This is a genomic window from Arthrobacter sp. SAFR-044 (assembly GCF_051965175.1).
GTDB lineage: Bacteria > Actinomycetota > Actinomycetes > Actinomycetales > Micrococcaceae > Arthrobacter.
On sequence record NZ_JBQCMK010000008.1, the window covers coordinates 121,891 to 144,206 of the forward strand.

Below are 22,316 nucleotides of genomic sequence, written 5' to 3' on the forward strand. Positions count from 1 at the left end.
CATGGACCCCAACGCGCTGCGGACGATCTGCCTGTCGTTTCCGGGAGCCTACGAGGATTTTCCGTTTGGACCGGAAACCTCGGTCTTCAAGGTCCGCGCCGCGGTTGCCGGCGGCACCCGCCATGAGGCAAAGCTGTTTGCCTTGTCATCGATGGACGAGCACGACTTTTACGTGAACCTGAAGTGTGAACCGGCGCTCGCGGTGCAGTTGCGGGCAGTGCACCCGGCGATTACCGGCGCGTGGCACATGAACAAGGCCCACTGGAACGGTGTCCGCCTCGACGGTTCGCTGCCGGACGGGATGATCCGGGACATGGTGGAGGACTCCTACGACCTGGTGGTGTCAGGCTTGAGCCGCAAGCAGCAGGAACAACTCGGGTGGGCACGGCTCGGGAAGGAAGGTAGCAATGACTGACAGGGCAACGGCCGGGTTGGACTATCCGGGAGTGGGAGGCACGGAACAGGGCAGCGCGCCGGAAGGTTATGACCGCGTTCTTGAGGAAGCCCGGCTGGGCACCGGACTGGACGTCTACCGGCGCGTGGCGGACGGCATCCTGGGCTGGGAGCTGCAGCGGCGGGCAGGGCTGCGCGTCCGCGCCGATTCACCAAGGGCGGTCCCAGGCGCACACGTGGTGAGCGGATTCGGCGTCGGGCCCTTCCGCATGCCGGCCCCCTGCCAGGTGGTGTGGGTCCATGAGCCGGCGCCGGACGGTGTTCCGCAATCGGCGGGTTTTGGCTACGGGACGCTGCCCGGACACCCGGCCCGCGGAGAGGAATCTTTTGAAGTGGAGATCAACAGCCAGGGAGAGGTGTGGCTGCGGATCCGGGCCTTCAGCAGGCCTGCCAACTGGTTCTACGCCGCCGGTGGCGTGGTGACCCGTGCGGCGCAGCGTTACGTTACTTCTCGGTACATTGAAGGGGCACGCAGTCTCGCCGCGGAAGGAAAGTCCCAGTGATCTTTATTGTCGTCAAGTTCAAGGTCAAGCCCGAGTGGTCCGAGCGCTGGCCTGCCCTGGTGGCAGACTTTACCGAAGCCACCAGGCAGGAACCCGGCAACCTCTGGTTCGACTGGTCCCGCAGCCTGGATGACCCCAACGAATACGTCCTGGTGGAAGCCTTCAAGGACGACGCCGCCGGCGACCACGTGAACAGTGACCACTTCCAGAAGGCCATGGCGGATATGCCGCAGGCCCTTGCCGAGACTCCACGGATCGTCAGCCGCCAGCTGGAGGGCGAGGGCTGGGACCTCATGGGCGAACTCACCATCTAACCCCGCCATCGATTGCTCCGTAGCTGTCGTTTTGGTCCTCCTAAACGGCAGGTACGGAGCAATCGATAGCATGAAGCATGTGGATCGGGTGGAGTGAGTTCGACATCCTCCTCGGTGACGTGCACAGCCTGAAGGAGAAACGGTCCGTGGTCCGGCCGCTCCTGGCTGAACTCAAACGCCGCTTCGAGGTGTCCGTAGCGGAGGTGGGGGACCACAGCCAGTACCGGCGCACGCAGCTCGGCGTTGGCCTGGTGGCAGCGGACCGGCCGCACCTCGTGGAGGTGCTCGCCGCCGTCGAACGCTTCGTGGCGGGGAGGCCGGAGATCGAACTGCTCAGCGTCCGCCAGCGCGAGCTGCACAGCGAGGACTGATCCCATCGATTGCTCCGTACTTGTCGTTTTCACGCTCCAAAACGACATTTACGGAGCAATCGATGAGGGGTGTGGATAACTTCTGCGCGGATGCCAGGATTTTGCTCTCATGGATCGATGAAGACCCCACAGCCGCTGCCGGAGGAACTCCGGGGACGCCCCTTCACGCTTGTTAACGCTTCGGCTGCCGGAGTCTCCCCACGCCGCTGGCGGCACGGTTCCCTGACACGGCGTGGCAGGGGTATCAGGATGGAAGGCCCGACGGCGGAGCTTTCGTTGGGCACGCGGGTCCGGCCTTTCATTGAGGTCAATGAGCGCTGCGCCGCATCCCATGTCACCGCCGCGGAGCTGCATTCACTGCCACAGCGGCGGCAAAACGAAACCTTTGACGTATACCACCTCATCCGGCCGGAAGGCGCAGCCCACCTGGAGAGGCCCCACGTCATCGTCCACCGGATGAAGCTGTACGAGGACGAGGTCACCACGATTGAAGGCCTTCCGGTGACGACGCCGGAGCGGACCTGGCTCGACATGGCTGAGCTGCTGTCAATCGACGAAATCGTGGCGATGGGGGACAGTTGCGTGCGCGTGCCCAGACCCGAGTTGGAAGGCCGGGATATGCCGCTGTGCACCATTAGGGACCTGCAGCGGATGATTGACAGGCACCGGGGAAAGCGGGGGCTCCGGAAGGCGAAGGAGGCCCTGGAGCTTATCCGGGTCGGGTCGGATTCACCGCAGGAAACGATGTTGCGGCTCGCTATCGTCCGAGCGGGGCTGCCCGAACCCGAGCTGAACGTTCCGATCGTTGCAGACGACGGCAGCAGGCATCATGAGCCTGACCTCTCTTACCGGAAGTACCGGATTGGCATCGAATATGAGGGCGAACATCATGGCGAAGAGGGGCAGACTGTCCGGGACATCCACCGCTCAGAGCGCTACGCCGCCCTGGGGTGGACCGAGGTCAGGATTTCAAAGCGCCATATGCTCAACGACGCCAAGCCCGCCGCCGCCAAAGTCCTCGTAGCCCTGGCGCAGGCCGGCTGGCGGAGGGGTGCTTAAAAACGAGTGCTCCGTACTTGTCGTTCTGAGGGTTCAAAACGACAAGTACGGAGCAATCGATGAGGGCTAAATCAGCCGAAGTACTTCGGCAGCGTCCCCTCGTGGGCTTCGCGGAGGGCGTCAAGGGAGAGGCCCTCCACGCCGTTGATCTCCAGCTTGCCGCTGGCCGCGTCCACCACGCCGATGCGGGTGTGGGCGAAACCGCGGGCGGTGCACATGTCCGTGAAGCGGACTTCCTCGGACCGCGGGACGCCCACAATGGCACGGCCCTGGGACTCGGAGAAGAGCGCCGTGAACAGGTCCACGCCGTCCCGGTCCATGATGTCCTGCAACGCGATCCGGGCGCCCACGCCGTAGCGCAGCGAAGACTCCACCAGCGCAGCCGCGAGGCCGCCCTCGGAGAGGTCATGCGCGGAGTCGATCATGCCGTCGCGGGAAGCGTTGATCAGGATCTCACCCAGTGAGCGCTCGGCCTCAAGGTCTACCTTCGGCGGCTGCCCCCCGAGGTGCCCGCGCATGTTGGCCCACTCGGAGCCGTCCAGCTCGGCACTCGTGGTGCCCAGCATGTAGATGGCCTGGCCATCCTCGCGCCAGCCCGACGGCGTGCGGCGCGCGACGTCGTCGAGCTTGCCCAGGACCGCCACCACGGGGGAGGGGTGGATGGGGGTGGTGCCCGTCTGGTTGTACAGCGAGACGTTGCCGCCGGTGACGGGGATGCCCAGCACCATGCAGGCGTCGGACAGGCCGCGGATGGCCTCAGCCAGCTGCCACATGACGTCCGGATCCTCGGGAGAGCCGAAGTTCAGGCAGTCGCTGACGGCCATGGGGATGGCGCCTGCTGTGGCGACGTTGCGGTAAGCCTCGGCCAGCGCCAGCTGCGCGCCGTGGTACGGGTCGAGGTAGGTGTAGCGGCCGTTGGCGTCGGTGGCCAGGGCCACGCCCAGGCCGGACTCCTCGTCAACGCGGACCACGCCGGCGTCGTCCGGGAAGGCCATGGAGGTGTTGCCGCCCACATAGCGGTCGTACTGGTTGGTGATCCAGGACTTGGAGCACATGTTCGGCGAGGCCACGAGTTCGGTCACGGCCGCAGCGAGCTCAGCCGGAGCTGCCGGGCGTCCGGCGTCCTGGACGGACCCGGTGAAGGTGTCGGCCTGGACCGAATCCTGCCACTCGGGACGGGCGAACGGGCGGTCGTAGACCGGGCCGTCGTGCGCCACGGTGCGGGGATCGACGTCGACAATCACGTCACCCTCCCACGTGATGATCAGGCGGCCGGTGTCGGTCACCTCGCCCAGCCAGGAGTACTCCACGGCCCACTTGTCCATCACGGCTTCGAACGCTTCCACGTTCTCGGGGGTGACAACGGCCATCATGCGTTCCTGCGACTCGGACATCAGGATCTCGCCCGGGGTCAGCGTGGGGTCGCGCAGGAGGACGGAGGTCAGCTCGACCTGCATGCCGCCGTCGCCGTTGGAGGCCAGTTCCGAGGTGGCGCAGGAGATGCCTGCAGCGCCGAGGTCCTGGATGCCTTCAACCAGGGAGCCCTTGAACAGCTCCAGGCAGCACTCGATGAGCACTTTTTCCGCGAACGGGTCGCCCACCTGGACGGCGGGACGCTTGGACGGCTTGGTGTCGTCGAAGGACTCGGAGGCCAGCACGGACGCGCCCCCGATGCCGTCGCCGCCGGTGCGCGCACCGAACAGGACCACCTTGTTGCCCTTGCCGGAGGCGTTCGCCAGGCGGATGTCCTCGTGGCGCATGACGCCAACAGCGAGGGCGTTGACCAGCGGGTTGCCCTGGTAAACGGAGTCGAACACCATCTCGCCGCCGATGTTGGGCAGGCCCAGGGAGTTGCCGTAGCCGCCGATGCCCGCCACTGCGCCGTGCATGACGCGGGCGGTGTCCGGGTGGTCGATGGCGCCGAAGCGCAGCGGATCCATGACGGCCACGGGCCGGGCGCCCATGGAGATAATGTCGCGGACAATTCCGCCGATGCCGGTCGCGGCACCCTGGTAGGGCTCAACGAACGACGGCGAGTTGTGTGATTCGATCTTGAAGGTTACGGCCCAGCCGTCCCCCAGGTTGGTCACGCCGGCGTTTTCGCCGATGCCCACCAGCATGTCCTTCTTCATTTCCTCGGTGACCTTCTGGCCGAACTGGCGCAGGTGGTTCTTGGAGGATTTGTAGGAGCAGTGCTCGCTCCACATGACGGAGTACATGGCCAGCTCTGCGCCGGTGGGGCGCCGGCCCAGGACCTTGACGATCTCGTCGAACTCGTTCTGCTTGAGGCCCAGCTCGGCCCAGGGCAGCTCAGTGTCCGGGGTCTTCGCGGCGTTCTCGACGGTGTCGATGTTGAACTTCTTGGTGGTTTCGGTGGTCACTTGTCGCCTCCCACAATCTTGTTCAGTACGGAGGTGAAGAAACCGAGGCCGTCGGTGCAGGAACCGCCGATGCCATCGAGGGATTCGGGGCCGAAGCCCGGCTCCACGGCGTGCTCGGGGTGCGGCATGAGGCCCACCACGTTGCCGGCGGCGTTGGAGATGCCGGCGATGTCCCGGCGGGACCCGTTCGGGTTGAAGCCCACGTAGCGGAACACGACGCGGCCCTCGGCCTCAAGGGCGTCGAGGGTTTTCTCGTCCGCGATGTACTGGCCGTCCTGGTTCTTCAGCGGGATGGTGATTTCCTGCCCCGCCTGGTAGTCCAGCGTCCACGCGGTGTTGGTGTTCTCAACGCGCAGCACCTGGTCCCGGCAGAGGAATTTCAGGTGGTCGTTCTTGATCATCGAACCGGGCAGCAGGTGCGACTCGGTGAGGATCTGGAAGCCGTTGCAGATGCCGAGCACGGGCAGCTTGGCGTCAGAATTCGCAGCGTCGATGATTTTGGACATCAGCGGTGCGAAGCGGGCAATGGCGCCGGCACGGAGGTAGTCGCCGTAGGAGAAGCCGCCGGGAATCACGACGGCGTCCACGTCACCGAGTTCGGTGTCGCCGTGCCAGAGTTCGACGGCGGTGGCACCGGCCAGGCGCACGGCGCGGGCGGCGTCCCGGTCGTCCAGGGTGCCGGGGAACGTAACGACGCCGATCCGGGCGCCGGCAAGGCGCGGCTCCGCGGCGACGGCGACAGCCTCGCCAATCAGGGGAAGTTCAGTCATCTCAGGCCTCGACGACCTCGACGTTGACGACATCCTCGATCACGGGGTTGGACAGGAGGGTTTCGGCGGCGTCGCGGGCCTGGGCCAGGATTTCCTCCGTCACCTCGCCGTCAACCGTCAGTTCGAAACGCTTGCCCTGGCGGACAGAGCTGAAGCTGGTGAAGCCCAGCCGGGGGAGAGCGCCGACGATCGCTTTCCCCTGCGGGTCCAGAATCTCGGGCTTGGGCATGACGTCAACAACGATCCGGGGCATCCGGCAACTCCTGTGCGTGAGCTTGGGTAAGGGCGCAGCGGAGTGGTGCCGTCTCACGCCGTACCGGTGTGTCGGGGACAAAGGGTCACCTTGGGTTGGTTCACCATGAGGTCGGGCGCTCCGCGAGCTTGCCTTACCATTCTACCGGCCCGCGCGCACCCCTTTGTATCCCGGGGGGCCGTGCAGCCGGGCCGGCGGAAACCTGGAGCCGGGGGCGGTTTCCAAAAGTGGTTCTGGAGTTGACGGGAGGCCTTCACTAGGATTGCTGGATGGCTGAGAATTCGAAGTCTGTGCTGTTGCCGGTGGTTGCCGCCGCCGTGTTCGCCGGCCTGGGCCGGATGGTGTTCCAGAAGGTGAAAGCGGACCGCTTGGCCCGCGACACCCGCGTAGCCGGGCCGGTGGATGAGAAGACCAGGCAATGGATCAGTGATGTGGTGCGCACTCCCCGGCAATAGCGCGGGCAGCGATTCTCCGCTCGTTACAGGGCGTCCTTCGGGACGCCCTTTTTCTATACCTGGTTATCTTTCGGCCGTTCGTATGACAAGCAAAATTTCCCACATTGTGCCCTATGTCATATCGCGCTCTCATTCTGTACTCTGTGATCAGTCTGGTCTCAGCACATTACAAAACCTGTAATTTCCGCTGCAGTGCCAGTCGGTCGGCGCCCGCCAAGTCTGGGCGGCACATCGTGAAAGGGTTGCACGTGAAATCAACTGGAATGAGCCCTTTGCGGGCTGGGGGACTCCGGAAGGCGGCCGCGCTGGCCGTCGGGTTGCCCCTGATCCTGAGCTCGCTGGCCGTCGGCCCCGCTTCGGCGGCGCCTGACGCCCAGGGTGCGGGAAATGCTTCCTCCAGCGCAAAGAACAGTCAGTTCAAGGACGGCCGGTACATCGTGGTACTCGCCGGCCCGGCTGCCGCAGCCTATGAAGGGGGAGCAGCAGGGCTGGGCGCAACCAAGCCCCAGCAGGGCAGGAAGCTGGACGCCGCCAGCCCCAACTACAAGGCGTACGACGCGCACCTGCGCAACCAGCAGCGGGACGTTGCAGCGTCCCAAGGCGTCACCCCCGTCCAGCAGTACACCGCAGCCCTTAACGGATTCACCGCGGAGCTGACAGCGGCACAGGCCTCTGCGTTGTCAAAGGACAACCGGGTCCTGGTGGTAGCGCCCGACGTTGAAAACAAGCCTGACTACACCACCAACGACTTCCTTAAGCTCACGGGCCCCGAGGGGGCGTGGGCCAAGCAGTTCGGCGGAGAAGCCAACGCGGGCAAGGGTGTAGTGGTTGGCGTCATCGACTCCGGCTACGCGCCGGACAACCCCTTCCTGCAGGGCGAACCGCTGAAGCCGCTGCAGGGGACCCCGCAGGTTGGTGTTCCCTACCGCACTGGTGACGGCAAAATTGCCATGCTTAAGGCGGACGGCACCACGTTCGAGGGCGAATGCCAAAAGGGCCAGGACACCAGGGCATCCTTTGACGGATCGCTGTGCAATTCCAAGGTCATAGGTGCCCGGTATTTCGCTGATTCCTTCCTTCAGTACGTGCCCCCGGGAAACCGAGCACCGGAAGAGCAGATCTCTCCCGTTGACGTTGGCAGCCACGGCACGCACACCGCCACCACGGCAGCCGGCAACGCCAACATCGAGCAGGTGATCGACGGAGCCAGCTTCGGAAAGAGCTCCGGCGTGGCCCCCGCGGCGAAAGTCTCCGTCTACAAGGTCTGCTGGGAAGACACCAGTCCGGACACCGGCGGCTGCTATTCCTCCGCTTCCGTTGAGGCCGTGGACGCCGCCATCAAGGACGGCGTCGACGTCCTGAACTACTCCATATCCGGCAACAACAACAGCACTACCGACCCCGTGGCGCTGGCGTTCCTGAACGCTGCCGCCGCCGGCATCTTCGTATCTGCCTCCGCTGGCAACTCCGGCCCCACCGCTTCCACCGTGAACCACGCTTCTCCGTGGCTGACCACGGTGGCTGCTTCCACCTTCCCCAGCGACCTGCTGGGAACGGTCAAGGTGTCCGATGGTTCGCTGTACCGCGGTGCGTCCATCATGAAATCGGAAGTGGCGGACAAGCCCGTTGTCGTGGCTGCCGCTGCCGCCGCGCCCGGTGCAGCCAACCCCAACCTCTGCGGCCCGGGAACCCTTGATGCTACCAAAGTGGCCGGCAAGGTGGTGGTCTGCGACCGCGGCGTGGTGGACCGGACCGCCAAGAGCCAGGAAGTCCTGGACAAGGGCGGCGTGGGCATGATCCTGGTGAACCTCACCAGCAGCTCGGAGGACGCCGACAACCACGTCGTTCCCACGGTCCACGTCAACGCCCCCGAGAGCCTGGAACTGAAGTCCAAGCTGGAAGCCAACCCGGCGCTGACTGTCAGCCTGGTCAAGGGCGACCTGACCGGCCTGCCGCCGGCAGCCGCACCCCAGATCGCGGGCTTCTCATCCCGCGGACCCACCCTTGCATCCGGCGGTGACCTGCTCAAGCCGGATATTTCGGCCCCGGGTGTGAACGTCCTGGCTGGTGTCTCCACCATCGGCAACCACGGCGCCCAGTTTGGCTTCATGTCCGGCACCTCCATGGCGGCCCCGCACATCGCCGGCTTCGGCGCCCTGGTACTGGGCAAGCAGCCCAAATGGAGCCCCGCCATGGTGAAGTCCGCCATGATGACCACCGCCTACCCGCTGGTTAAGGCCGACGGCACTCCCAACACGGATCCCTTCCAGGGCGGTGCAGGCCATATCGATTCAACCCGAGTCCTCGATCCCGGGCTGGTCTACGACTCCGGCATCCAGGATTGGCTCGGCTTCCTGAACGGACAGGGCGTGGACACCGGAGCCCCGCAGGCAGGCACAATCGCTGCCCGCGACCTCAACCTGCCCTCCATCGCGCTGGGCAGCCTGGTTGGGGAGGTCCAGGTGAAACGCAAGATCACCGCCCTGGTGCCGGGTAATTACCGGCCCGAAGTGAACATGCCGGGCTTCAACGTCAATGTGGAACCCAAGGCACTGAACTTCGCCAAGGCCGGCCAGACCCGTGAAGTGACCGTGACCATCCGGAACACCAGCGCACCAGTGGGGCAATTCACTACTGGAAGCCTCACCTGGAAGGGCCCCCGGACGGTGACGTCGCCAATCGCCATCCGCCCCGTTGACGCCCAGATCGCCCCGTCGTTCTCCTTCAACTCGGCCACGGGCACCGGCAGCGGCACCATGGAGCTCGTCTCCGGCTCGGACAACCCCATCGCCGTTGGCGTGGAAGGCCTGGCGCCGCTCAGCCAGACCGCCGTCACCAAGACCCCGGGCGCGTACGCGCCCACGAATGACGCGCACAATGCCCTGCTCGAGGTAAACGTGCCGGCAGGCACGTCGTTTGCCCGGCTGGGCATCCAGGCACAGTCGAACGACGTCGACTGGGACATGGTGGTCTACGCCCCGAACGGAGCGGGTGGCCTCACGGCAACCCAGGTGGCAACGGCATCCGCGAGCGAATTCCTGGACCTGGAATCACCCCGTCCCGGTACCTACTACGTGGTGGCCAACCTGTATGCCACCCCGGACAACGGGCCAGCCACTGCCTCCGTCCAGGCCGTGACCTTTGCCGGAGATGCGGGCAACCTGACAGTGAACCCGAACCCCATCGTGGCGCCGAACGGAACCGCCACCTCCGCGACGCTGAACTGGACGGGCCTTGCCGAGGGGTCCTACCTCTCACGGCTGAGCCTCGGCAGCAACGGCATCAAAACCTGGGTGAACGTGCAGGTGGGAACGGGCACGGCTCCCGCTCCGGCCGGCGCTCCCCAGCTTGGCCTGGCACAGGCGGTACCCGCCTCGTAGCCGGGAAGACATGGGGGGAAGGTCCCGGGTGGTCGCCAGGCCGCCCGGGACCTTTTTCGTTTCCTGCCGCTGTGGTTCCCGCCCGGTTGGTCCGTGCGCGGGAAGCTAGGTGGCGGTCCCGCCCAGCAAGGGGCCCATGGCTTTCCAGCGGGCAATTTCACAGCCGTCGGTGCGGCTGAAGGTCGCGTGGACGCTGCGGCCACGGAATGTACCGGTGACCACAGCAACCTGCGGGCCCCCGTACTGCTGCGTGCACAGCTTGGGCGGGCCCGGCTTTGGGAAAAAGATGTCCTCACCGAACCGCTCCACGGCTGCCAGGGCGCCCGCGGGCTCGGGCAGTGTGGTCCCGGCGATGGGGTGGCCGTCCTCGGATACCAGCCGGAACACGTGTTCGGGGGCGTCGGGGTGGTCACGGATGCTGATGGTGAGGTCTATCACCGCGGGGCTCCCGCTGCGATGCCCTCAAGTTCCACGGCCAGCCTTCCGCGCAGGACCCCCGCCTCCGCTGCGAACGTCCGCTGGTGCTCGACATAGGCGGCCTTGCCGTGGGTCGTCTCGATGGGGATTGCGGGATATCCCCAGTCCGCCAGGTCGTACGGGGATGCCTGCATATCCATGGCCCTGATCCGCCACGACAACTCAAAGCAGTCCATCACCAATTCGCTGGACAGCGCCGGCAGCAGTTTGTATGCCCATTTGTAGAGGTCCATGTTGGCATGCAGGCATCCCGGCTGCTCCATGTGCCGTTGCGATTCCCGGCTGGGGGAATGCTCGTTGAGCGGGATGGCGTCCGGGGTATAGAACCGGAACGCGTCGAAGTGGGTGCAGCGGATCCTGTTGTCCTCCACCACCTTGTCCGTACCGGCTGCTCCCAAACGCAGCTGCAGGTACTCATGGCGGAGTTCGAACTTGTCCTGCCGGTAGACCATAGCCCACTCGTGGAGGCCGAAGCAGCCGAACTGGGCCGGCCTGGCCTCAGTGCCGCGGAGGATGATGCCGGCGAAGGCCACTGCATCCTTGCGGTCGGCAAGGAAGGCGCGCCGGTCGAAGGTGACCGCGGTGCTTCCCGCAGCCAGCCCCAGGGAGGCAAGTTCGCCGTCGTCGAGCGTCCGGTAATGCTTCCAGCCAAGCCGTTCGGTTGCGGGGTCGCCGGTAAGGACCGCGCCCCCGCCGGGGTGCCAACGCTTCAGCTGGCCGGGCTTTTGCGTGTAATAGGTGAAGAGGAAGTCCTCCACCGGGTGTTTCTGTCCCGCGGACCGCCGGGCGAGATATGGATCGGCATAGCGGCTGACGCGCTGCAGGTGGGACTCTTCCCTTATCCGCGCACTGTCCGCCGCCAGGAGCTTAAGAGGCTCCACCGGATGCGCCCAATACGTCCTTGGCAGCTTCCCAGGCGCTGATCTCGCATCCATTGGTCCGCGCAAACTTCGAATCCACGGCGACGCCGTCCACCACGCCCGTGACGGTGGCTGTTTGGGGGCCGCCGTACTGCTGGGTGCAGGGCTGAGAGGTGCCCGGCGCGGCCGGAGCCACGATGGCCGGATCGTCTTTCAGTGCAGCGCAGGCGGCAGCGGCGTTGGGATGGCTGCTCTCCTCGGCGGGCGTGCCTGAGGAACAGACCAAGGTGTAGTTGACGTCAGGCGCGCCCGGCGACGGCACTACGGTGATGGCAAGTTCAGCGTTACCCTGCCCCGGTCCATTGCTTGGCCGTGACGTGGCGGGGGCGGGAGCGGGCACAGAGGTTTCCGTGTCGGCGGAGGGAGCGGCGGTGCCGGAGGACGAGCTTCCCGGCGTGGGGGAGGAAGAGTTGGACGAGGACGAGGGAGGGGCTGTCGACCCGGACGTGCCGCTGTCAGGAGTGCCGCTGCAGCCGGAGATCAGTCCGGCGCCAACTGCCAGGAATGCCGCGAGCATCCGAAAATTCCGCATCAGGCCACCTCTCCTTCGTCCAGCAATTCTAGTCGCTTGGCCATGGCCTGCAGGTTGCTGTTTGGCCGCAATCACTCACTGGGTGGTGGCTGCGATCAGTCCCATCATGGACGCGTGAAGTTCAGTGACCTGCTCCCGGGTCAACCCCAGCCGTTCCATCATGGTGCCCGGCACCTGGAGCGCCTGCTCCCGCAGTGCGGTGCCTTTGGGTGTCAGTTCGACCGCCAGTGCGCGCTCGTTGCCGTGCGCACGGTGCCGCGTAATCAGTTCCGCTGCCTCCAGCCGGCGCAAAAGCGGGGAGATGGTGGCCGGTTCCTGGGCGAGGGCTTCACTGATGTTCCGCACGGTCCGGGGGCTGTCTTCCCACAGGCAGAGCATTACCAGGTACTGAGGATGGGTGAGGTTGAGTTTCTCGAGTACGGGCTTGTAGGCGCCGACTACGCTGCGGGCAGCCACTGTCAGCGCGAAGCAGAGCTGATGTTCCAGCAGCAGGTCTTCCTCGCTTGCTGCGGTCATTTCTTCCGGGTCCGTTGCCGCTGTGGCAGTCATTGGTCCTCCAATTGTTAGGGCACTAACCATTAGTGTACATTTGTACCAGGTCAACAGTGAGTGGAAGGAACCTCTTCATGGGCAGGGACAGGTCCGCGGACAAGGGCAACGCCTCCCAGCGCTTCATGCGCGCCACCGGAAAATTGAGGGCCGTCTTCGGCCCCGCCAGCCGCACTGCGCTGGCGCACGATATGACTGAAGAGAACCGCCGCCTGCTGGCCCAGCGCCAGGCGGAGACCCAGCAATGGGAGACCATTACCAGGGCGGACGGCAGCACCTATGTGGTCCCAAAGAACCCTGAGGACCGCTCCCTGCGGTAGCAATTCCTTCCCGCATGCTTCGGAGCCTTTTTCCTGTCCCGGGCATAAAATGGGGGCACTGGCTCCTGCCGGAGCCGGCTGCACTTTCGCCCGATGTTCGGGAAGGGGGTGGAAAACAGTGGCACATGTCCTCACCAGTTTCATGGGCCTGACTGAGAGGCTCCGCTTCGTCTTTGGTCCTGCCACCCGACTGGACGCGGATGCGCCCGTGGTGCACAAACACGACGAATTCGAACAGGCCTCCGAAGAGGATCTTTCGCATTTCGTGGTGGAGACCGATTCGACCGGTCACCACTATGCGGTGCGCCGCGAAGATCTGGAACGCGAAACCTGATCCTTCCTGGATACCTCCAGAGACAGAAAAGCCGGGCCGCCTCCTCCTTTCGGGGAAGGGCAGCCCGGCTTTTCCTTTGCGGCTAGCGGCCGGTGCCGCCGTAGACGGTCGCTTCGCTTTCGGTGTCCAGGCCGAACGCCTTGTGGATCACGCGCACCGCCTCGTCCAGCAGATCGGCGTGCGTGACCACCGATATGCGGATTTCCGAGGTGGAGATCATGTTGATGTTGATGCCGGCGTCTGACAGTGCCTTGAAGAACGTGGCGGAGACGCCGGGGTGCGAACGCATACCGGCACCGATCAGGGACAGCTTGCCGATCTGCTCGTTGTATTCGATGGCTTCGAAGCCGATCTGGTCCTGTGCGGCATGAAGGGCGGCCAGGGCATCGGCGCCTTCGACGATGGGCAAGGTGAAGGAGATGTCGGTCTTGCCCGTGCCGTGGGTGGACACGTTCTGGACAATCATGTCGATGTTCGAGTGCGCATCGGCGATGACCTGGAAGATCGCGGCAGCCTTGCCGGGGATGTCGGGGACGCCGACCACGGTGACCTTCGCTTCGGATCGGTCGTGCGCAACGCCGGAGATGATTGGCTGCTCCAAGGCAACTCCCTCTTGTGTGGTGATCTTGTCGTCGGCGCTGGGGATGACCCAGGTGCCTTCATGCTGGCTGAATGAGGAACGGACGTGGAGTGGGACGCCGAAGCGGCGGGCGTATTCCACGCAGCGCAGGTGGAGGATCTTGGCGCCTGAGGCCGCGAGTTCCAGCATCTCTTCGCTGGAAATCGTGTCGATCTTCTGGGCGGAAGGGACAACGCGCGGATCTGCGGTGAAGATGCCGTCAACATCGGTGTAGATCTCGCAAACGTCCGCTTCAAGGGCTGCGGCCAGCGCCACTGCAGTGGTGTCGGAACCGCCGCGGCCCAGCGTGGTGATTTCGTTGGTGGCCCGGGTCATGCCCTGGAAGCCTGCAACGATGGCGATGTTGCCCTTGTCCAGGGCGGTGCGGATGCGGTGGGGGTCGACGTCGATGATCCGTGCTTTGCCGTGGATGCCGTCGGTGATCATGCCCGCCTGCGACCCGGTGAAGGACTGGGCGGAGGCGCCGAGCTTGTTGATGGCCATGGCCAGCAATGCCATGGAAATGCGTTCACCGGCAGAAAGGAGCATGTCCATTTCGCGGGCGGGGGCGGAATCGGTCACCTGGGCCGCGAGGTCCAGGAGCTCATCGGTGGTGTCACCCATTGCGGAGACGACCACCACCACCTCGTTGCCGGCTTGCTGTGCATCCACCACGCGCTTTGCAACGCGCTTGATGCCGTCAGCGTCCGCAACGGAGGAGCCGCCGAACTTCTGCACGATGAGTTGTTTGGTCACCGCGCCGGAGGCGGTTGCCGCCCGAGGCTGTGTTGCGTTGTGCACTTCGGTGGTGGGCGTACTCATGCGCGTACCTTCATCGGATCAATTGGAGTTCTGGAGGCCAGGCAGCCTGACGCTGGAGGGCGCGGCAATCCTTGGGACAGTTTATCGCCGCGCCCGGAGGGACGTTTAATTGTGACCACATCCCGGCCACGGAGGGCTGTTGCGTCCGCGGGCAGTGGTGCTTGCAGAGAGGGCTGCGGCAGGTCCGGCCGGGGTGAAGCACGACGGCGGGAGGCCGCTGGGTGCCTCAGCCCAGGGCGTTGCGCCGGCCCTCGAAGGCGCGGCCCAAAGTGACTTCGTCGGCGTATTCCAGGTCACCGCCCACGGGGAGGCCAGAGGCAAGGCGGGTGACTGCGATGCCGATGGTCTTGAGCATGCGGGCCAGGTAGGTGGCCGTTGCCTCACCCTCCAGGTTGGGGTCGGTGGCGATGATGACTTCCTGGATTTCGCCGTCGTTCAGCCGGGTGAGCAGTTCGCGGATCCGCAGCTGCTCCGGCCCCACTCCGGCAATGGGGTTGATGGCGCCGCCCAGCACATGGTACCGGCCGCGGAACGAACGGGTGCGCTCCACTGCCAGGACGTCCTTTGACTCCTCCACCACGCAGATGACGGCGGGGTCGCGGCGGGGATCGCGGCAGATGTTGCACAGCTCCTGCTCGGTGACGTTGCCGCAGACGGTGCAGAACTTCACCCGCTCCTTGACGGTGGTGATGGCCTCAACCAGCCGTTTCATGTCCTGGGGGTCGGCTTCAAGAATGTGGAACGCCAGCCGCTGTGCGGACTTGGGCCCCACACCCGGAAGGCGTCCGAGCTCATCGATCAGCTCCTGGACAGCACCTTCGTACACGTTTCCCTCTTTAGCTTGATGTGAACAGCGGATGGATCAATCATTTGGCCACGCCCGGACGGCGGCCGTGGCCGTCAATAGCGCGGCGGAACCGGGCTTCCGTCCAGGGACCGCTCCTCGATCAGTTTTCCGCCCAGTATGCGTTCGACGGCGGCCCGGCCGAACACGCCCGATTCCTCGATGGTTTCGTCGTCGGCGCTGGGTATGTCCTGGACATACGCGCTCGGGGCAGCGGCGGCCCTGGCCGGCGCTTTGGCGCGACCGGCCTCCGCTTCAGGGCTGTTGGACAGACGTTGGTAGAGGCTTTGCCGCGTTTCCGTTCGCGGGGCCACCGGCGCAGAAGCAGGCGCAGCAGGCCCCGGCTGCGGAAGGGAGGGTGCAACTGTAGCCTGTGGAACCGCAGGCTGCGTGACCGCGGCCTGCGCAACTGGGACGGGTGCGGCGGCCGCCATGGCGAATTCAGGTGCCGGAGCGGGGCCGGGGACCGGTGACTGATAAGTTCCCGCAGCCGGCTCCGCCTGTACGGGGCCGGAGACCGCTCCAGGATCCCAGCCTGCCGCCGTTGCAGCAGCCCTCGCCTCCGGCGCCACGGGTATCGACGGGGGCACCTGGGCCGTTGCCGGCGCGTAATGGGGAACGGTGGCCGATGCCCCGATGTTGTCATTTGCGGAAGCGGGGGCGGTATTAGCGCCCACGTTGCTCTTGTCTCCCACCACCCATACTCCGGGCGCCTGTTCCACAGCCCGGGTCCAGGGATCGTGGGCGCCACCCGCAGGCTGGGCGGCCGGCTGGGCAGCCGGTTGCGCGGCGGTGGCCGGTCGCGGGCCATCAGGTGCAGTCATTTCCTGGGGGTTTGCAGCAGCCTTTGTCTGGTTGCCTGCCGGCTGGTGGCCGCCGATGGCAGGGGACGATGGTGCCGTCCGGTTGCCGGGCCGGGCAGAGGGCTCCCAGTCCATGGGAGGCTCCTCATCCAGCGGGGGAGCGTCCTCATCCCGCGGCGGTCCCCAATCGTCATCGGAGTAGGAGTAGTCGCCTCCGGCAGAAGGGTAGGTGGATGGGGCGGCTGGGGTACCGGACGTGTGGGCTTGGACCAGCGCGCCATTAGCCGCCCCGCGGCCAGGCTCAATCCCGTGGGTGCCGCCCTCGTCGGCGTCGGCCACCGGGTGTTCCCCCGGAGCGGTTGCAGCCGCAGGGGTGAGCGAAGGTGCGGCCGACGGGCTTGCGGCGACAGCAGAACTCCCGGAACGGTCGGCAGGGGTGGTGTTCCCAGCAGTGGTGGAACTGCCGGCAACGGCGGAGCTTCCGGCCAGCGGCGTCCCGGTAACTGCCGCGGCTGCGCGTACCTGCACCGCCGGGGCTGCCTGGGCGGGCGCAGGAGCCAGCCCCCAGGCAACGTCAGCTGAGGTGGCCGGAGCCACCGGGCTGGCGGGCACTTTTGGGTTTGGCTCAGAGCTCGCTTGGCTTCCCCCGCCGGCAACCGCATCAATCTGGCAGTCGATGCCGACCGTCTTGTGGATGGCCTGGCGCAGGTTGTCCGAGTGGTCCGCCCGGCCGAACGCGCCGGCAAGCCCGGACGTGGTGAAGGACAGCGTCAAGATACGGCCGTCGAACGCCTGGACCTGCGCATTGGGCTCAACGAGCGCCCATGTGCTGCGCTTGATTTTGGACAGCGCCTGCAGGACGTCCGGCCAAGCCCGGCGAAGTACCTCCACGTCGCCCATGGCCGGGGGAGCGGCTGGTACGGACGCGCCCGGTTCTGCGGAGTGCGCTGGCGAAGCCTGGTGGGCAGGTGCCTGATGTCCGGGAGATTGCTGGTCTGCCGGGTGGTTGGCTGGGGCGTGCGGCCGGTCCTGGCTGTGCGGCGCGGGCGCCCGGCCGGGCGCTTGCCGGTCTTCCTGCGCCCGGGGCACGCCATTGTCCTGTGCCAGCGGCGCCGCCGTGGTCTGCGGCGCCGAAGAAGTTTGCTGGACGGCGTTGGTGGTCCCCGCAACGGCATGGCCCTGTGGTGTGCGGGCACGGGAAGGCTCCTCGACGGGCCAGTCGCTGGTGCTGACCCGCGGTGGTGTGAGGGGACTGCGGGCGCCATCAGCGGCGGGAACAACACGGCCGTCTCCGGAGCCCGCGGCGGCAGGAGCTGCCGGGGCGGCAGGAGCTGCCGGTACGGCCGGAGCGGCCTGGACAGATGGTTCCGTGACGGCCTGTTCCTGCACAGCCTGTTCCTGCGCAGCCGACTCCCGGGGGGCCGGTTCCTGCGCACGCTGGGGGCCTGGCGAGGAATTGCCAGGCGTGGCTGCCGGCACTGCCGTGGCGGGAGCGCCGACGTCGTTCCCTGCGTAGTTCAGCCGCCGCTCCACCCGGTCGATCCGAGCGGCCATGCCGCGCTCGTTCTGTTCGGAGCTGGGCAGCAGGATCCGGGCGCACAGCAGTTCGAGGTGCAGCCGGGGGGACGTGGCCCCGGTCATTTCCGTCAGGGCGGTATTGGTGACATCCGCGGCACGGGAAAGTTCCGCCGCCCCGAGGTTGTGGGCCTGGTTCTGCAGACGGGCTATCTGGTCCGCGGGCATCCCGCGCAGGATGGCATGGGCGCTTTCGGGCATGGCCTGCACAATGATCAGGTCGCGGAAGCGCTCCAGCAGGTCCTCAACGAACCGGCGGGGATCATGGCCTGTCTGGATGACCCGGTCCACGGCGCGGAAAACGGTGGCGGCGTCGGAAGCAGCCACAGCCTCCACGACGTCGTCCAGCAGCGACGCATGGGTGTAGCCAAGCAGGGCCACGGCGAGCTCGTAGTCCAGCCCGTTGGAGCCCGCGCCTGCCATGAGCTGGTCCAGGACCGAGAGCGAGTCACGGACCGAGCCGCCGCCGGCGCGGATCACCAGTGACAGGACGCCCGGGGCGACAGGAACGTTTTCCTGGCGGCACAGGAGCTCCAGGTAGGCCATCAGGGGCTCGGGCGGCACTAACCGGAACGGGTAGTGGTGGGTCCGGGACCGGATGGTTCCAATCACCTTGTCCGGCTCCGTGGTGGCGAAGATGAACTTGATGTGTTCCGGCGGCTCTTCCACGATCTTCAGCAGGGCGTTGAACCCCGCGGAAGTGACCATGTGGGCTTCGTCAATGATGAAGATCTTGTAGCGGTCCCGCACCGGTGCGTAGGTGGCGCGCTCGCGGAGGTCCCGCGCGTCGTCAACACCGCCATGGCTCGCGGCGTCGATCTCGATGACGTCAAGCGAACCGGAACCGCCGCGTGCGAGCTCAATGCAGCTGGGGCAGGTGCCGCAGGGGGTGTCCGTGGGGCCTTGGGCGCAGTTGAGGCAGCGGGCCAGAATGCGGGCCGAAGTGGTCTTGCCGCAGCCCCTGGGGCCCGAAAAAAGGTAGGCATGGTTGACCCGGTTTTTCCGCAAAGCCGTCATCAGCGGCTCGGTGACGTGCTCCTGCCCGATAACGTCAGCGAACGAGTCGGGACGGTATCTGCGGTACAGGGCGGTAGTAACTGTCACAGAGAAAACCCTACCAATCCGGGCTGACATCATGCCGCCCTGTGGGGGAATAGTAAAGACCCCCCATGCACCCGCCAGAGCCCGTCTACCCTTGCTACCTTCCGGTCCTGGGGGAGTTCAACAGGATGACGCCACATGAGGGGCCGTCAGATACTTTACCCGAACATGCGGCCCGACTCGAATCGGCCCCCGGTGCCGCCAGGCGGGCGCCCTTGAACGTCCCCGGCCCCTTGCCGAGCTGAGAGGGAATCCAATTTTCCATTGCTTAACTCCCGCCCACCCGGGATCATGGGTATGTACACCGATTGGGGCAATCTCAAGGTTGTGAGCTGCGTGGCCTGGCATAACGGGACGGACCCGGCAGCTCAACGGTGCAACAGGGAATGGGCGCATTGGGGGCGTCCATTTTCAGGTTAAGGCGACCATCGCCGGCCCTCAGGGAGGGGAAAGTGCCCGCCCAAAACCTGGGCAGGATGGGCCAATTGGGCGATGCGGAAAACTTCAGGTAATCTAGTACCTGCTTTTGATTCAGAAGCAGTTGGAGAATTCGCCTAGCGGCCTATGGCGCACGCCTGGAACGCGTGTTGGGTTAACGCCCTCGGGGGTTCAAATCCCCCATTCTCCGCCGGTCAAGAACCCGGCCCCGCACACCGCGGGGCCGGGTTCTTGCTTTATGCGGACCGTGCAGGCTCCGAAAGTGGGGATCAGGCCCCGTCTGCCAACGGTTCACCCAGCCGCCGCAGGCGCTGCCTCGCTGCTGTTTCGCTGGGCCCCATGCGTCTCCGGGGGCCGCCCAAGGCGAGGTGGACGACGCCGAGCACCACCTTTGTGGCCAACCTCACCGGCAGGGGAAACGGGCCCAGCCGTGGAACGGAGAGGCCGAGCATTTGCCGGTACCGGGGTTCCAGGCTGTATACGGCACCGGCAAAGAGAATCCTGTATCCGGGCCTGAGCAAGGGATGCAGCGGCGCATTGCGGATGAACTCCACCGTTTCCTTGACCCGGGCATCCGCCCGCAGCTCGCCTTGCGCGTACCACCGGTCCAGTTGGCTGCGCATCTGTGCTTCCGTCAGCGGCGGGTCCTCCACTCCCATCAGCCGCCCCGCCTGGGCCCACTCACGGACGTATGCATCCGGCCCGCCGGGGATGGGCCCGCCCCAAATCCTGTGGGCTGCGAGGAAGCCATCCGTGAAGGCCAGATGGATCCAGTTGGCCAGCCTGGGATCGTTGGCACTGTAGGTGCGCACTTCGCCGTCGTTGTCCTTGTAGCCGCCTTGGACTGGCGCATGCAAGCGGCGGACACGCCCCGTTGCCTCCTCCGCGGCGGCCGTGGATCCGTAGGTCACCGTAAAGATCCAGCGGATGGTGTTGGCCAGCCGGCGCAGGGGATCCTCACGGAAGTTGGAGTGTTCGTGCACCCCTGCGAGGGCGCCAGGATGGAGCGACTGCATGAGCAGCGTTCGGATGCCACCCACGATGGGCGTCATGGAGCCGTGAACTGCCCACACCGCCGAGCCGGGAAGGTGGAAGCCGGTGTCGTCGCCTTCTGCCAGCTTCACTGTCCAGTCGGGCGGCGCATCGGCCCTGCCCGAGAAGGTCTTTTTAATTTCGTCCTGCCATGTACGAAGGACATTGCGCATGAGACATTGTTGCCCATTTTCAGCGGGAACCGGTTGGATCCAGCAGTGCAGCGCCGGCAATCCCCCTAACGGCCCACAAAAAACCCGCATTGTCCGGCCACGGGGTTTCCAGTCCTGCCGTCCTGTGGTCCCATGGGACATACCGTCGAGACACCGTGCGGCAGCAGGCCACGTCGTGGAGTCAGTCTATTGGGCAAGAATTCCGTGCCCGGCAATCGCAGGCCGGACCAGCGTACCTTTCCCCCCGTTGCCCGCGCCGTCGCTGCTGCCGGCGTCCTGGCGGCGTCAGCTTGCGCCGTCAATCTTTCTGCCGGCTCCGCAGAGCCGCCACAGTTGGCGCGCGCGGTTGACGGAGCAGGCGCTGCTGCCCCGTCTGGAATGTCCGGAACGCTGAACGCCCAGGAAACGCAATCCGAGACACCTTCGACGGCGACGGACCAGGTTGGCGCGGCCGCCCTTCCGCCTGCCATCCTGTCCAATCCTCAGGTGACGCTGGCTTTTCCGCACACCTCAGTCGGCGGTGTCGACCAGCGCGCCGCAGCCGCCCTGACGGTGGACCCCGCGCGTGCGGACAGACCGCTGGCGGGCTTCCTGATGGCACCCCTCCAACTTCTGGACCCGAGTTCGCCGTTCGGTTTCCGGGTCAGCCCGATCAGCGGGTCAGCCGGAGACTTCCACCTCGGCCAGGATTACGCAGCACCCTGCGGGACGCCCGTCTATGCAGCTGATTCCGGTGTGGTGCGGGCGGCCGGGTGGCACCCGTGGGGCGGCGGCAACCGGGTAGAGATTGACCACGGCGACGGGCTCATCACCACCTACAACCACCTGGAATCTATCGGAGTGCACACCGGCGACCAGGTGCGGGTGGGCCAGGTCATCGCCCGCGTTGGAACCACCGGATGGTCAACGGGCTGCCACCTGCATTTCGAGGCAATCCTCAATGGCCGCTACACCAACCCCTTGAGATGGAGCTTCCTCCAGCTCCGCTCGCTGAACCAAGCCCTTCCCATGGAAATGGTTTCCTACGCGCCCGGAACCGGGTTGTCCGGCGGCAGGATCAGCTGGACCATCCCCCTCCAGATTGACTCGGGGGACGGCTTCCCCGCAGCAGGGCTCCAGGCTTCACCTTTCCCACCGCTCCTGGTACCACGCCCGGCACCCTCGCCGTCTGAGCCAACGGGCGTTGTGCTGCCCCCTCCGAATGCCCAATTGACGACGACGGCCCCGCCCTCTTCTGAATCATCAGGCAGTGCCGCGCCGCCGTCGCCCGACACGGCACCCGGCGATCCCTTGGGTGTCCCGGCAAGCCCGACGCCGTCCCCATCACCCACGGAACCATCGCCTTCGCCGAGCCCATCGCCGTCGCCGTCTCCAACTGACCCTGCGAGCCCGACGCCCACGCCGTCGCCTACGCCGTCGCCGTCTCCAACTGACCCTGCGAGCCCGACGCCCACGCCATCGCCGTCTCCAACTGACCCTGCAAGCCCGACGCCAACGCCGTCGCCTACGCCGTCGCCGTCTCCAACTGACCCTGCAAGCCCGACGCCTACGCTGTCGCCCACGCCTACGCCGACGCCTGCGCCGGTTGAGCCTGCGCCTGCGCCTGCTCCCGCACCTGCGCCGGTTGAGCCTGCACCTGCTCCCGCACCTGCGCCGGTTGAGCCTGCACCTGCTCCAGCACCTGCGCCTGCGCCTGCACCTGCGCCTGCACCTGCACCGGTCGCACCCGCGCCGGCACCCACCACTGTCGCCCCGGCGCCTGCCCCGACCCTGCCGCCCGCGGAACCTGCGCCAACGGCGACCCCGATACCCGCTCCTACGTCAACTGCAACCGCACC

At 66.1% G+C, this 22,316-nt stretch carries 22 protein-coding genes, 1 tRNA gene, 1 other RNA gene and 1 pseudogene; 11 read left to right on the forward strand and 14 right to left on the reverse strand.

Annotated features, from left to right (window positions below; genetic code table 11):
• The first annotated feature begins 1 nt into the window (after position 1).
• From ACTHQS_RS13810 to ACTHQS_RS13830, 5 genes are all read left to right on the forward strand, one after another.
• Positions 2 to 415 carry an MmcQ/YjbR family DNA-binding protein gene (locus ACTHQS_RS13810; RefSeq protein WP_440169883.1) on the forward strand — a complete coding sequence of 138 codons (414 nt, stop codon included), beginning with the start codon at positions 2 to 4 and terminating at the stop codon, positions 413 to 415.
• Positions 408 to 956: a DUF1990 family protein gene (locus tag ACTHQS_RS13815; protein WP_440169885.1), complete on the forward strand. Its 549-nt coding sequence runs from the start codon at positions 408 to 410 to the stop codon at positions 954 to 956. Before ACTHQS_RS13810 ends, ACTHQS_RS13815 begins: the two co-directional genes overlap by 8 nt.
• Positions 953 to 1,270 carry a putative quinol monooxygenase gene (locus tag ACTHQS_RS13820; RefSeq protein ID WP_440169887.1) on the forward strand — a complete coding sequence of 106 codons (318 nt, stop codon included), beginning with the start codon at positions 953 to 955 and terminating at the stop codon, positions 1,268 to 1,270. The genes ACTHQS_RS13815 and ACTHQS_RS13820 overlap by 4 nt, the downstream gene beginning before the upstream one ends.
• Before the next feature lie 77 nt (positions 1,271 to 1,347).
• The gene (locus tag ACTHQS_RS13825; RefSeq protein ID WP_440169890.1) at positions 1,348 to 1,641 is read left to right on the forward strand and encodes a DUF503 domain-containing protein; all 294 of its coding nucleotides are present in this window, start codon (positions 1,348 to 1,350) and stop codon (positions 1,639 to 1,641) included.
• A gap of 117 nt (positions 1,642 to 1,758) precedes the next feature.
• The gene (locus tag ACTHQS_RS13830) at positions 1,759 to 2,700 is read left to right on the forward strand and encodes a hypothetical protein (RefSeq protein ID WP_440169892.1); all 942 of its coding nucleotides are present in this window, start codon (positions 1,759 to 1,761) and stop codon (positions 2,698 to 2,700) included.
• A gap of 71 nt (positions 2,701 to 2,771) precedes the next feature.
• Here the strand turns inward: ACTHQS_RS13830 and purL are convergent, their stop codons facing one another.
• The 3 genes from purL to purS are packed head-to-tail and all read right to left on the reverse strand — an operon-like array spanning position 2,772 to position 6,104.
• Positions 2,772 to 5,081, reverse strand: coding sequence for a phosphoribosylformylglycinamidine synthase subunit PurL (purL, locus tag ACTHQS_RS13835; protein ID WP_440169894.1), 2,310 nt, complete (start codon positions 5,079 to 5,081; stop codon positions 2,772 to 2,774).
• Entirely contained in the window at positions 5,078 to 5,851 is a 774-nt protein-coding gene (purQ, locus tag ACTHQS_RS13840) for a phosphoribosylformylglycinamidine synthase subunit PurQ (RefSeq protein ID WP_440169896.1), read from the reverse strand. Before purQ ends, purL begins: the two co-directional genes overlap by 4 nt.
• A gap of 1 nt (position 5,852) precedes the next feature.
• A complete protein-coding gene (gene purS / locus ACTHQS_RS13845) occupies positions 5,853 to 6,104 on the reverse strand; it encodes a phosphoribosylformylglycinamidine synthase subunit PurS (RefSeq protein WP_015935902.1) in 252 nt (83 codons plus the stop codon).
• Between the two features lie 269 nt (positions 6,105 to 6,373).
• On the opposite strand from purS, the gene ACTHQS_RS13850 reads away from it, so the two are divergent.
• Both ACTHQS_RS13850 and ACTHQS_RS13855 read left to right on the forward strand, forming a co-directional pair.
• Positions 6,374 to 6,559: a hypothetical protein gene (locus ACTHQS_RS13850; protein ID WP_440169900.1), complete on the forward strand. Its 186-nt coding sequence runs from the start codon at positions 6,374 to 6,376 to the stop codon at positions 6,557 to 6,559.
• Positions 6,560 to 6,831: 272 nt separating this feature from the next.
• The gene (locus tag ACTHQS_RS13855) at positions 6,832 to 9,939 is read left to right on the forward strand and encodes a S8 family serine peptidase (RefSeq protein ID WP_440170138.1); all 3,108 of its coding nucleotides are present in this window, start codon (positions 6,832 to 6,834) and stop codon (positions 9,937 to 9,939) included.
• Positions 9,940 to 10,044: 105 nt separating this feature from the next.
• Here ACTHQS_RS13855 and ACTHQS_RS13860 read toward each other — a convergent pair whose 3' ends face one another.
• The 4 genes from ACTHQS_RS13860 to ACTHQS_RS13875 all read right to left on the reverse strand — a co-directional run bounded on the left by ACTHQS_RS13860 (position 10,045) and on the right by ACTHQS_RS13875 (position 12,417).
• Positions 10,045 to 10,377, reverse strand: a complete 333-nt coding sequence (locus tag ACTHQS_RS13860; RefSeq protein WP_440169902.1) for a serine protease inhibitor — start codon at positions 10,375 to 10,377, stop codon at positions 10,045 to 10,047.
• Positions 10,374 to 11,351 carry a 3-methyladenine DNA glycosylase gene (locus ACTHQS_RS13865; protein ID WP_440169904.1) on the reverse strand — a complete coding sequence of 326 codons (978 nt, stop codon included), beginning with the start codon at positions 11,349 to 11,351 and terminating at the stop codon, positions 10,374 to 10,376. Before ACTHQS_RS13865 ends, ACTHQS_RS13860 begins: the two co-directional genes overlap by 4 nt.
• Entirely contained in the window at positions 11,284 to 11,868 is a 585-nt protein-coding gene (locus tag ACTHQS_RS13870; protein ID WP_440169906.1) for an SSI family serine proteinase inhibitor, read from the reverse strand. Before ACTHQS_RS13870 ends, ACTHQS_RS13865 begins: the two co-directional genes overlap by 68 nt.
• A gap of 75 nt (positions 11,869 to 11,943) precedes the next feature.
• Positions 11,944 to 12,417: a MarR family winged helix-turn-helix transcriptional regulator gene (locus ACTHQS_RS13875; RefSeq protein WP_440169909.1), complete on the reverse strand. Its 474-nt coding sequence runs from the start codon at positions 12,415 to 12,417 to the stop codon at positions 11,944 to 11,946.
• 77 nt (positions 12,418 to 12,494) lie between these two features.
• Between ACTHQS_RS13875 and ACTHQS_RS13880 the strand changes: the two genes are divergently transcribed.
• Complete coding sequence (locus ACTHQS_RS13880) at positions 12,495 to 12,737, forward strand: hypothetical protein (RefSeq protein WP_440169911.1); 243 nt, start codon at positions 12,495 to 12,497, stop codon at positions 12,735 to 12,737.
• 118 nt (positions 12,738 to 12,855) lie between these two features.
• Positions 12,856 to 13,071, forward strand: coding sequence for a hypothetical protein (locus tag ACTHQS_RS13885; RefSeq protein WP_141158228.1), 216 nt, complete (start codon positions 12,856 to 12,858; stop codon positions 13,069 to 13,071).
• Between the two features lie 82 nt (positions 13,072 to 13,153).
• Here the strand turns inward: ACTHQS_RS13885 and ACTHQS_RS13890 are convergent, their stop codons facing one another.
• From ACTHQS_RS13890 to ffs, 4 genes are all read right to left on the reverse strand, one after another.
• Entirely contained in the window at positions 13,154 to 14,512 is a 1,359-nt protein-coding gene (locus ACTHQS_RS13890; RefSeq protein WP_440169914.1) for an aspartate kinase, read from the reverse strand.
• A 226-nt stretch (positions 14,513 to 14,738) separates the two neighbouring features.
• Complete coding sequence (gene recR / locus ACTHQS_RS13895; RefSeq protein ID WP_141158226.1) at positions 14,739 to 15,338, reverse strand: recombination mediator RecR; 600 nt, start codon at positions 15,336 to 15,338, stop codon at positions 14,739 to 14,741.
• Between the two features lie 74 nt (positions 15,339 to 15,412).
• Complete coding sequence (locus ACTHQS_RS13900; protein WP_440169917.1) at positions 15,413 to 18,868, reverse strand: DNA polymerase III subunit gamma and tau; 3,456 nt, start codon at positions 18,866 to 18,868, stop codon at positions 15,413 to 15,415.
• 21 nt (positions 18,869 to 18,889) lie between these two features.
• Positions 18,890 to 18,986, reverse strand: an RNA gene (ffs, locus tag ACTHQS_RS13905) — signal recognition particle sRNA small type.
• A 392-nt stretch (positions 18,987 to 19,378) separates the two neighbouring features.
• Here ffs and ACTHQS_RS13910 point away from each other — a divergent pair.
• Positions 19,379 to 19,463, forward strand: a tRNA-Ser gene (locus tag ACTHQS_RS13910).
• A 79-nt stretch (positions 19,464 to 19,542) separates the two neighbouring features.
• Here the strand turns inward: ACTHQS_RS13910 and ACTHQS_RS13915 are convergent.
• Positions 19,543 to 20,478, reverse strand: a complete 936-nt coding sequence (locus ACTHQS_RS13915) for an oxygenase MpaB family protein (RefSeq protein ID WP_440169919.1) — start codon at positions 20,476 to 20,478, stop codon at positions 19,543 to 19,545.
• A gap of 594 nt (positions 20,479 to 21,072) precedes the next feature.
• On the opposite strand from ACTHQS_RS13915, the pseudogene ACTHQS_RS13920 reads away from it, so the two are divergent.
• Positions 21,073 to 21,426: pseudogene (locus tag ACTHQS_RS13920) on the forward strand (M23 family metallopeptidase); the annotation flags it as partial.
• A 74-nt stretch (positions 21,427 to 21,500) separates the two neighbouring features.
• Here the strand turns inward: ACTHQS_RS13920 and ACTHQS_RS13925 are convergent.
• Positions 21,501 to 22,040 carry a hypothetical protein gene (locus ACTHQS_RS13925; protein WP_440170143.1) on the reverse strand — a complete coding sequence of 180 codons (540 nt, stop codon included), beginning with the start codon at positions 22,038 to 22,040 and terminating at the stop codon, positions 21,501 to 21,503.
• Positions 22,041 to 22,042: 2 nt separating this feature from the next.
• The gene (locus tag ACTHQS_RS13930; protein WP_440170146.1) at positions 22,043 to 22,195 is read right to left on the reverse strand and encodes a hypothetical protein; all 153 of its coding nucleotides are present in this window, start codon (positions 22,193 to 22,195) and stop codon (positions 22,043 to 22,045) included.
• Positions 22,196 to 22,316 lie beyond the last annotated feature (121 nt).

What these genes read in the sequence shown, in the direction of transcription:
- ACTHQS_RS13890 (WP_440169914.1), bottom strand. Translation starts at nt 14,512, where the DNA reads ATGAGTACGCCCACCACCGAAGTGCACAACGCAACACAGCCTCGGGCG.
- ACTHQS_RS13810 (WP_440169883.1), top strand. Translation starts at nt 2, where the DNA reads ATGGACCCCAACGCGCTGCGGACGATCTGCCTGTCGTTTCCGGGAGCC.
- ACTHQS_RS13815 (WP_440169885.1), top strand. Translation starts at nt 408, where the DNA reads ATGACTGACAGGGCAACGGCCGGGTTGGACTATCCGGGAGTGGGAGGC.
- ACTHQS_RS13865 (WP_440169904.1), bottom strand. Translation starts at nt 11,351, where the DNA reads ATGGATGCGAGATCAGCGCCTGGGAAGCTGCCAAGGACGTATTGGGCG.
- ACTHQS_RS13880 (WP_440169911.1), top strand. Translation starts at nt 12,495, where the DNA reads ATGGGCAGGGACAGGTCCGCGGACAAGGGCAACGCCTCCCAGCGCTTC.
- ACTHQS_RS13915 (WP_440169919.1), bottom strand. Translation starts at nt 20,478, where the DNA reads ATGCGCAATGTCCTTCGTACATGGCAGGACGAAATTAAAAAGACCTTC.
- ACTHQS_RS13870 (WP_440169906.1), bottom strand. Translation starts at nt 11,868, where the DNA reads ATGCGGAATTTTCGGATGCTCGCGGCATTCCTGGCAGTTGGCGCCGGA.
- ACTHQS_RS13825 (WP_440169890.1), top strand. Translation starts at nt 1,348, where the DNA reads ATGTGGATCGGGTGGAGTGAGTTCGACATCCTCCTCGGTGACGTGCAC.
- ACTHQS_RS13850 (WP_440169900.1), top strand. Translation starts at nt 6,374, where the DNA reads ATGGCTGAGAATTCGAAGTCTGTGCTGTTGCCGGTGGTTGCCGCCGCC.
- purS (WP_015935902.1), bottom strand. Translation starts at nt 6,104, where the DNA reads ATGCCCCGGATCGTTGTTGACGTCATGCCCAAGCCCGAGATTCTGGAC.
- ACTHQS_RS13875 (WP_440169909.1), bottom strand. Translation starts at nt 12,417, where the DNA reads ATGACTGCCACAGCGGCAACGGACCCGGAAGAAATGACCGCAGCAAGC.
- ACTHQS_RS13830 (WP_440169892.1), top strand. Translation starts at nt 1,759, where the DNA reads ATGAAGACCCCACAGCCGCTGCCGGAGGAACTCCGGGGACGCCCCTTC.
- purQ (WP_440169896.1), bottom strand. Translation starts at nt 5,851, where the DNA reads ATGACTGAACTTCCCCTGATTGGCGAGGCTGTCGCCGTCGCCGCGGAG.
- ACTHQS_RS13900 (WP_440169917.1), bottom strand. Translation starts at nt 18,868, where the DNA reads ATGTCAGCCCGGATTGGTAGGGTTTTCTCTGTGACAGTTACTACCGCC.